General features: G+C 45.4%; 10 protein-coding genes. 7 read left to right on the top strand and 3 right to left on the bottom strand.

Annotated features, from left to right (window positions below; translation table 11 throughout):
- From J7M13_07870 to J7M13_07860, 3 genes are all read left to right on the top strand, one after another.
- A partial coding sequence (locus tag J7M13_07870) for a hypothetical protein (protein ID MCD6363890.1) occupies positions 1–581 on the top strand: 581 nt, incomplete at its 5' end.
- An 18-nt stretch (positions 582–599) separates the two neighbouring features.
- On the top strand, positions 600–1,022 hold the full coding sequence (gspG, locus tag J7M13_07865; protein MCD6363889.1) for a type II secretion system major pseudopilin GspG: 423 nt from the start codon (positions 600–602) through the stop codon (positions 1,020–1,022).
- Positions 1,019–1,480, top strand: a complete 462-nt coding sequence (locus J7M13_07860) for a prepilin-type N-terminal cleavage/methylation domain-containing protein (GenBank protein ID MCD6363888.1) — start codon at positions 1,019–1,021, stop codon at positions 1,478–1,480. Before gspG ends, J7M13_07860 begins: the two co-directional genes overlap by 4 nt.
- On the opposite strand, the gene J7M13_07855 is transcribed toward J7M13_07860, so the two are convergent.
- Positions 1,452–2,858 (bottom strand): hypothetical protein, encoded by a 1,407-nt coding sequence (locus J7M13_07855; GenBank protein MCD6363887.1) that lies wholly within the window; start codon positions 2,856–2,858, stop codon positions 1,452–1,454. The two genes, J7M13_07860 and J7M13_07855, sit on opposite strands and share 29 nt — an antisense overlap.
- 61 nt (positions 2,859–2,919) lie before the next feature.
- Positions 2,920–4,332 (bottom strand): S-layer homology domain-containing protein, encoded by a 1,413-nt coding sequence (locus tag J7M13_07850; GenBank protein MCD6363886.1) that lies wholly within the window; start codon positions 4,330–4,332, stop codon positions 2,920–2,922.
- 574 nt (positions 4,333–4,906) lie between these two features.
- Here J7M13_07850 and J7M13_07845 point away from each other — a divergent pair.
- Genes J7M13_07845 through J7M13_07830 form a run of 4 tightly spaced genes read left to right on the top strand, consistent with a single transcriptional unit; the run spans position 4,907 to position 8,583 of the window.
- Positions 4,907–5,395, top strand: coding sequence for a phosphatase PAP2 family protein (locus J7M13_07845; GenBank protein MCD6363885.1), 489 nt, complete (start codon positions 4,907–4,909; stop codon positions 5,393–5,395).
- A complete protein-coding gene (locus tag J7M13_07840) occupies positions 5,388–6,761 on the top strand; it encodes a glycosyltransferase family 39 protein (protein MCD6363884.1) in 1,374 nt (457 codons plus the stop codon). Before J7M13_07845 ends, J7M13_07840 begins: the two co-directional genes overlap by 8 nt.
- Positions 6,728–7,717: a glycosyltransferase family 2 protein gene (locus J7M13_07835; GenBank protein MCD6363883.1), complete on the top strand. Its 990-nt coding sequence runs from the start codon at positions 6,728–6,730 to the stop codon at positions 7,715–7,717. The genes J7M13_07840 and J7M13_07835 overlap by 34 nt, the downstream gene beginning before the upstream one ends.
- The gene (locus J7M13_07830) at positions 7,693–8,583 is read left to right on the top strand and encodes a flippase-like domain-containing protein (protein ID MCD6363882.1); all 891 of its coding nucleotides are present in this window, start codon (positions 7,693–7,695) and stop codon (positions 8,581–8,583) included. Before J7M13_07835 ends, J7M13_07830 begins: the two co-directional genes overlap by 25 nt.
- On the opposite strand, the gene J7M13_07825 is transcribed toward J7M13_07830, so the two are convergent.
- Positions 8,475–9,518 (bottom strand): glycosyltransferase family 9 protein (locus J7M13_07825; GenBank protein MCD6363881.1); only part of this gene is annotated, 1,044 nt, incomplete at its 5' end. The two genes, J7M13_07830 and J7M13_07825, sit on opposite strands and share 109 nt — an antisense overlap.

The following is a 9,518-nucleotide window of genomic DNA, read 5'->3' as shown; positions in this document are numbered from 1 at the left end:
GAAAAAAATCAGACGAGGACTTCAAAAGATGGAAAGAGGAAATGGACGCTTGGAGAAAAAAATCAGACGAGGACTTCAAAAGATGGAAAGAGGAAATGGAAAAGGAAAGAAAGAAGACCGACGAAAGAATCGATACCCTGAGGCAAGAATGGTATAAACAGTGGGGCGATCTCGCCCGGAAGATGGGAACCCTCGTCGAGGACATAGTTGCTCCTGCGCTTCCTGAAGCAATAGAAAGAAGGTTCAATCTCAAGATCAGCGATATATCAGTGAGAAGGCTAAAAAGAAAAAACGGTGATAGCTACGAGACGGACATCGTAGCGGTAGCAGGAGATTATGTCTTCGTTGTGGAAGTTCGAAGCTATCCTCGCCCATCAGACATAGACGAGGTGGATGAAAAGATATCGAGGTTTCTCGAGTTTTTCCCGGAGTATTGCGATAGGAAGATCATTCCGGTTTATTCAACGCTTTATGCAAACGATAATATTATTAACAGAGCAACGAAAAAGAAAATCTATGTTTTAGCTCTGAAAGGAGACTATATGGATTTTATAAATGCGGATAGACTTTCGCTGATTTAAAGGAGGTGCCAAAGAGAATTGAAAAAACGGAAGGGGTTTACGCTCATTGAGCTTATGATCGTCATAGTTATTCTGGGATTGCTCGCGGGGCTCGTGATACCAAAACTCATAGGAAGGGGAGAAGAAGCTAAGGTAGAGATAGCGAAGATGCAGATGAAGGAAATAGAAACCGCGTTGGAGCTTTACAAGCTTGACAACGGCTTTTACCCGACCACGGAGCAGGGGCTTGAGGCGCTCGTCGAGAAACCGGATACGGAGCCGATTCCTCCAAAGTGGAGAGAGGGAGGCTATATGAAAAAGATTCCTCTCGATCCATGGGGAAGACCATATGTTTATATATGCCCGGGAGAGCATAACCAGGATAGCTATGATCTATTCTCCTATGGAGCGGATGGCAAGCCCGGCGGAGAGGGAGTAAACGCGGATATAACCAACTGGTGAGGAAAAGGGGATTTACCTTACTCGAGCTCCTGATCGTTCTTCTCATAATAGGCCTGGCGCTCTCCATTATAAGCACGAACTTAGGGGGCTTTCTTGAAACGGAGAGATTAGAGGCGCAGGCAAAGATCGTGAAAGCATTCATTGAGGAAGCAAGAGAACTCGCCATAACGAAGTGCACAACGATGAAGTTATTATTCAAAGAAGAGGAAATCATAGCGGAAGCACCGGGAGAGGACGGAAAATACAAAAAGATAAAAAGCTTAAAGTTGCGGGAAGGGATGAGATTCCTTATAAAAGATCCCGAAAGAAGCTCCCTATTTTTCGATGAAATAGGAAAAGGGCGAGGGGAGATACCTCCCCTCCTCTCTAAAAAGGAAAAAGTAGTTTTCGAAATAAACCCGCTTCTGGGAATGGTGAAATTTAAAAAAGCTACCTCAGAATCTCATCCCTGGGAATGATAACCCTGAAGTCGTCAAACCTGATTTTTGCGGGACCGGATGCAGCAACCCCGATAATTCCACCGTTTTTAATCTCTGAATCCTCGACCTCTCCCACATACCTCACCTCATCCCCGCTTAAGAGATAGAACTTATATCTATTTCCATCGACCACCACCCTCAAGGCACCGAGTATCTGCGGTCCCTTCTGCCACTTAACTATGAGCTTGCTTTTAGAATTAATAAACCTCTCAACAGCCCAGTAGCTATCGTCTCCCTCCCAGAATATATAGCAATTATCGGCATCTTTCCCCTTAAATACTATGCCGTAATATCCATAAACCTGAGAGCCTTCCTTTCTGGAAACGGTCACCTCAACTATATATTTCTTAAATCGCTTTAGCTTCGGAAGCTCAATCGTCGTCCAGTACTCCCAGGAACCCTCTATATAGAAATAAAGACGGCCATTTTCTATACTTATAGTCGCGCTTTCAAATCTACCGATGTCCCATCCATTGCGATTGTCCGAAAAGCTTTCGCGAAGAAGAACCGCATCAGGAAGCTTTCTTAGGTCCTTAGTCGTTATTCTGCCCTCCAAGCTATACCTCAGGGCGTATTTCGGCTGAATCGAGGGATCATTATAGGAAAGCCATTTTATAAAGAGCCTCTCATATCTATCGAGCCTGCCGTCCTCTCCAAAGCTCTTTAATAGCTTTGCAATATCCTTCCTTATGCCGAGGCTCAAGGCGTAAGATATGGCAGGATTTCTCTCCGCGCGTGAAGAGTGGGAAGAAAGCAGAGAAGGTGTTTCCCTTTTTCGAGGAGGAGAAGGAGGATGCATAGCGTGACTTGAGGGATAAGTCAGACTCGACAAAACCTCGCTTACCCTTTCAACGAGCTTCATACACATGGTCTCAAGGTCATCCTCACTCTCTCCCGTAAAGGTCTCCCCAGCTTTAGCCACACCGGTTTGAACATCGACGACTCGAGAGTTTAAGATTATCTTTTCCCCAAGGCGACTCACAGAACCTATAACAACGAGATTAGCCCCAACCAGCTTACCTACCTTAACTGCAGTAGCCTCATCAACCGCTCCAGAAAGGGCTATTCTCTGCTCCGCCATCACTTTCTTGAGCAAGCCCCTTTCAACAACGCTACACGAACCAGTTTTTATAAGCTGTGTTCTAACGAGCTCCGCCGCCGCAACCCCCAGATACTCATCAACACCGATGCTCTCGAAGTCCATAACCGCAACCCGTGGAAGAGAATAAGCAAAGGATGTAAAAATCAAAAGAGCGAAGAAAAAAACCACGCTTAAAGAAATATATCTTCTGCTTAATAACATAACAGCGTCGCCTCCTCTCAAGCCCATTGCTCCAAAAGCCATTATAGCATACATAAAGAAGGGGCACCTCGTTAAAAACGAGGTGCCCCTTCTATTTCTAAGCTTTTTGAATCTATTAGAAGCTTATGTAAGTCCTGAAGCGGATGCGAGATTCATCCTGCTGAGCAGAACCCTCGTCCCAATCCACGTTTTCGTAAGCGAACTCGAAGTAGGTAGAAGGCGTGTACTGATACTTGAAGGTAAAGGCAAACGCGGTAAGATCATTAAGAGTATTGCTGTAATCGAAGCTGTAGTAGCGCTCAGTGGTAGATACCTTATCGCTCCACTGCTGGGTAAGCATTACCAAAACAGCGTCTACATCATCAATAAGATATCCCGTAAGAACGGGAGAATTGCCATCCGTCCTAAGGAACTCCTGCGCCTCTATGTAAGCAAACGGTTGATTGGCAAAGAACGCCCCCTGATCCATGTGGAGATACTCAACCGTGAAGGAGGTGAAGCCAATCACGCTCTGATCAACGGAGGCACCAAACTTATAAATGGTAGCGTCATCAACGGCAGTATTGTTAACGGTAACGGTTCCGCCGAGATCCTCAGACATGTACTGACCATAAATCTTAAAGCCCTCGCTGAAGTTGACGGTGAAGTCGGCACCATAGACGCTGGGGTCAAGATTGTTACCGGGCTGTGTCGTCCAACCCATGTAGAATACGCCAACCCTAATCTTATCGTTGAAGTGGAAATCAAGACGACCACCATACTCGGAAAGCTCATCATCATCTGTATAAGCATAATACGCCACCGCATCAACCGCACCAGCCTTCTTGGTAAAGTAAATCACCGGATTGTAAGTGCGATCGGTCAGAATAGCATCATTGTCAGCATAGAGTCCAAGCTCACCTTCCCAGTCTGGGCAGAAGCGACCGATCGTCATCGTGATATCCCATGGGAACTTAATGGTGGCGTAAGCCTTGCTGAAAACATCATCATCATCGATACGGAAGTAAATGCTCACATTATCATCAACCTGCTTGCTGATGTGTAAACGCGCCCTGCTAATGGAAGCATCCTGATAGTTCGGTGTAGTTTGATTATCATAATAGTCCCCATTATTCCAGTAGAAGTCAACTCTGAGCTCCCCAGCGAATTGGAAGCCGTTTAAGTTCTTCTCAACCGTCTCAAGGCGCTTGTCTATCTTGTCAACCTTAACGCCGAGAGCGTTGAGCTCATCCTGGAACTCGACGACAAGCTTCTTTAAGAGAGCAAGATCCTCCTTGGAAGCCTTCTCCTTGTCTATCTTAGCGAGAGCTCTCGCAACAGCCACTGCAAACTCATAACGCGTGATCGGCTTGCTTCCCTGGAAGGTCCCATCGGGATAACCCTGAACTATGCCATCAGCAGCGAGCTTAGCTACCGCATCATAAGCCCAGTGATTCAAAGGAACATCGACAAACGGATTAGTTGCCAACGCTGGTACTGCCAACGCTAAGACAGCCACCAAAGCAGCTATAACAGCATACCGTCTCATTCACACACCCTCCTTTTTCTTCAGTTTTTCACCCTCCCTACTCAGAGCCTCCCTGAAAGCCGAAAAAGCAGGAAAAGGGGAAGCAAGTATCCCATGTTTCCTTGCTTCCTACAAATAGGCTTTCCTACTTTTCCTACCTCGGCTTTCTCCGAGAAAAACCCCGATCCGGAGGGAAAGAGATAACCAGTTTAAAAACCTGCCTTAACGCTCCCTTTCCATTCCCTGTAAAGCCTTTTCTTCTTCTCACCTCCTTTCCGCTTCGCGGGAAGGAAAGGGAAAAATGCAGGTTACATCCCATATGACAACTTATCAAGGTGCTCAATAGCCCAAGAACCACTTCTATTATAATTAAAGAAATTTAAATTGACAAGGGGAAGCCCCGAAAAAAGTTTCTGTTATAATCATAGGTATGGAAAAACTCTTCTTCTTCCTCATCTCCTTACCATGCATCATAGTTATATACCAGGAAAGAAAAAAACTCAAGGAGGCATTCCTTGCCCCCTTTAGGAAAAAGGGAGCTATTCACATCTTAATCTTAGCGGTATCGTTAACACTCGCGTTCGGAGATGGAAATATGAAGATACCTTCGGTAAAACCGCTTACCCATCTGGGAAACGCCATAGGAAACGGGAAAAAACTTCTACCCGCAATTATAATGGGAATCTGTTTAACATCCATAACAAAGCTTGAAAAAGCAGAAACCGCCTTGAGAAGAGCATTAATATCGGGAATAGCAGCCGGTGCAATAGCGGACATAATAAAGATCGGGACATTACGAGCAAGACCGAGGGTAGGAAATAAGCTCGACTGGTTCAGATATGATAAGATCACTGACTCTGACTATTGGTCTTTCCCCTCAGGACACACCGCCCTTGCAAGCGGGGTCTTCTTTTCGCTATACTTGAGCACAAAAGGAGCGTGGAGGTATATTTTTCTCCCATTCCCTTTTATCGTAGCCATAAGCAGGGTAGCAGTACAGGCTCACTGGTTCTCGGATGTAGTTTTCTCGCTCCTGATCGGGTTCATAATAGCGATCGGAGGTGATAAAAGAGAAGGTGCTTAAGATATCCATTATAGTAATAGCCTTAGCCATAGCGATATCCGTCTATCCCATACTCGACATGGATGAGGCATGGTATGCAAGCGTATCCTTAAGAATGGCTAAAACGGGAAACTGGCTTATTCCAAACTTTAACGGAACGCCCTTTCCGACAAAACCCCCTTTATGGTTTTGGATAACAGGATTCACCTTTAAAATCTTCGGACCCAGTGAAATAAGCGCGAGGATATGGGCACTTTTGTTTACGCTTTTTACGGCTTACCTGCTTCGAGCCTGGTACAGGAAAAGCAAAGCCCACATAATATTTCTCTCTTGCCTTATGCCTATATTATTAGCCTGCGTTGGAAGAATGGATTCAGCGATGGTATTCTTCCTAACCTTAGCTTTCCTTTTAGGATACAGGGAAAAGTGGCTTTCAGCTGGCATAGCGCTTGGGGTAAGCGTTTTGGCTAAGGGACCAGTGTCCGTGGCAATATGGGGTATCACCTTTATCATTTATGCTCTCATTTACGATAGAAGAATCATAAAAGGAATCGTTCTATCCGGATTAATCGCGGTTCTCATCGGGGGAAGCTGGTTCGCCCTACTTTATTTAGAGGGAATGAAAGACATGGTTAAATATTTTCTGCTTCACGAGAACCTCGCGCGAATCAGAACGGGACTTGAAGGACACACGGGACCGCTTTACTACTACCTACCTATACTTCTTATGGGAGCGGTGCCAAATCTCGGCAAATTGCTTAAGGGACTGAGCTACTGGAACAGGGATAAAGCCCTGTTTTACATCTGGTTTTTAGTGGTTCTCACTATCTTTTCCATAGCTAAGACGAAACTGCCCCATTACATCCTTCCTCTCTATCCAGCACTCGCTCTCATAATGGAGCAGGAAAGGGAATCTCTCTGGGACTGGCTCTCCGGAGGAATTCTTATCCTTATTCCATTAGCGATAATTCACTTCTTCGGAGGTAAACTGCCTGAGGAGCTTAAAAAGGGCTTATTTTTAAGCTCTTTTTCGGTTGGCGTTCTCTGGGCGATAAGCCTATATCTTAAGGGAGCGAGAGTTTTTCTCTCAACGGCGCTTGCCTTATCCTTAGCCTTGCTTGTCTTAAGCCCGTTTAAGAGCTTCTATCCACATTATCTTGCGGGAGTATTCGCCCATGAGAGATGCCCAGAGCTGTGGTCAACCAAGAAAGCCTTAGCCCCATCAACCGTGTTCTATTACGGAAAGGACATAAAAATTGGAGAAAAGGGGAAATGGATCTTAAGCTACCGGGAAGAGATCCCGGGGTACAAAAAGATATTTGAAAGCGAGGGGTTCTCTTTATACAACGGAAAATGGATAACCTTAAGAATATTCAAAAAACGGTAAAAAGCCTTATCTCGGTGGTAATACCCATATATAACGAAAGAGAAAACATAGAAGAGCTTTACAAAAAGCTGAAGGAAGCGTTAAAAACCTTAAGCCATGAAATCATATTCGTGGATGACGGGAGCACAGATGGAAGCACCGAAATCCTAAAACAAATAGCGCTCACGGATGAAAAGGTCACGACAATCATACTAAGAAGAAACTATGGGCAAACTGCCGCCATCTCAGCGGGATTTGAGACAGCACGGGGAGATATAATCATAACCATGGATGGAGATCTTCAAAACGATCCCGAGGATATACCCAGGCTTCTTTCCAAGATAAGCGAGGGATACGATGTGGTTAGCGGTTGGAGGAAAGACAGAAAAGATACCTTACTAAGAAGAAAGATCCCGTCAAAAATTGCTAACTGGCTGATATCAAAGATAACGGGCGTTCATCTTCACGACTATGGCTGCACGCTCAAGGCCTATAGAAGCGAGGTTCTTAAAGATCTGAATCTGTATGGTGAGCTTCACAGATTTATTCCCGCGCTTGCGTCGATAAATGGAGCCAAGGTGGCAGAGATACCAGTGAAACATCATCCAAGAAGGAAAGGCAAGTCAAAATACGGGCTCGAGAGAATACCCAAGGTGCTTTTAGACCTGATACTCGTTAAGTTCCTCTTAAGCTATGGGACAAAACCCCTTCACTTCCTCGGAGGATGGGGATTGCTAAGCTTTTTCGGAGGTTTCGCTATAGCGCTTTACCTCACGCTACTTAAGCTTCTTAAGGGAGTAGAGCTCTCCAAGAGACCCCTTCTTTTGCTCGCAATACTGCTCATGATAGCTGGTATCCAACTTATTTCAACGGGATTGATAGCAGAGCTTATCATGAGAACATACTATGAATCTCAAGGGAGAAAACCTTATATGATAAAGGAAGTAGTGATATGTCAACGAGAAAAACCTACATAGTCTTAGGAGCGATAATAGCAAGCATTACCTCCTATTATCTCCTTAGGGAAAACACCTTAAAAGACATTGGTTCTCTCTGGAAGCTATCCGGGATCAGGGGAGTAGCTCCAGCCTTCGTTCTTTACCTCCTCACTTATCCCTTGAGAGCTGAAAGATGGAGATTACTATTGCCCCGCCCTATAGCCCGCAGAGAGATGCTAAAAATAGTAGCTTTTCACACCGCCCTCGCAAATATCCTGCCCGCAAAGCTGGGGGAACTTGCCTTCCCAGCTTTGCTAAAGAAAAAGGGAATAAAAGTCTTAATCAGCGGAAGCCTGCTCCTTTTAGGAAGAGGCATGGATGCCGTTTGTATATTGAGCTTGCTACTTTTAACTTTTTCCCCTTTGGTAGGCTCAAGCCTGATAGCCTTTGAGTTCGGCTTCGCGTTTTTCGGATTCAAAGCTATAGACAGGATATTCAAGGGTATATTAACTATACCGAGACTAAAAGAGGTATATTCACGAGGATGGGAAAGATTTACGCGAGAGGAGCTAACAAAGGCTTTCGGAATAACCTACGCCGTATGGATCATAAAGGGCGCGGGAATAGCTTCACTTCTCACCGCATCGGGGAAAATGAAATTTATAGAAGCTTTTAAAGGATCGATAGGCGCGGAATGTTCCTTTCTTATCCCTATTTCAGGATTCTTAGGACTGGGAAATTACGAGGCAGGCTGGGTTATCGCCTCGGGAACGAGCATAAAGGAGGGCTTTTTCGCTCACTCATTCCTTTTAATCTCATCGGCTCTTATAGCTCTCATATGCTCTCTTACCTCCCTTAAGACATCCTCTACCGATATGGAAGACATGCAGGGACGAACCCCATAAGGCTTAAAGGAATAGCACGGATACTTTCCGCAACAGGGCGAACATGGAAGAAACTTATATATGGACCTCACAAGGCCCGGAGAAGCCGTGGGAGACCAAGCAAAGGGGTTTGAGCTTCCGTAAAGACCCACGCACCTCACGCCGAGAGCCGAAGCGATATGCATATGGCTGGAGTCGATGCCTATGTGAAGGTCAACGAAGGAGAGGAGACCAGCAAGATCAGAAATAGAAGTTTGCCCCGCAGTGTTGAAAGCGAAGGGAAGAGAAAGGGAGCTTAAATAAGGTCTATCATCAGCGGTTCCGAGGAGAAGAAAGCTCGCCCTATATTTTTCATTAAGCTCCTCGATTAGGATTCTCCACTTCCTTAAGCTCCATCTTTTCTCCAGCCTGGAGCCCGTTGCTCCTATGGAGAAAAACGGAGGGGTAAGATCCTTTAGAAAGCGATCGTATACCTTTTCTCTAATAGACTCCGACACATCAAAACAGGGATACTTCTCTTTCTTTACGCCGAGAGGTTCCAGAACCTTAAGGCGAATCTCGGTAAGAGAGCTAAAAGCATATAGGGAACAGTCTCCCGTCCTGCACCCCGGAGGAATATACTCGCTCCTTTTAGTCAGGAAGATACCCCTGCCATCGGTTGGAGAAGCTATCCTTTCCTTACAGCCTGCCAGATAAAGAAGCAAGCCAGATCTAAAGGAAAAGTTGGGGGCGACGCCGAGATCAAAGCGGTATCTCCGCAAACGGGATATTATATCAAGCCAGCCACTTAATCCCTTATGCTCGCCCTTATAGTCATAAACCTCAACTTCATCAATACAGGGGCACAAGCGAGCGAGCTCCCCAACGGCTTTTCTAACCGCAACAACGATCAGTGAATCCGGAAAGGCTCTTTTCAAGGAAACTATCACGGGATTTGATATGACAAAATCTCCTAT

This window comes from Synergistota bacterium (genome assembly GCA_021159885.1).
Taxonomy (GTDB): Bacteria; Synergistota; GBS-1; order GBS-1; family GBS-1; genus AUK310.
This window is presented reverse-complemented; position numbering and strand designations above follow the sequence as displayed.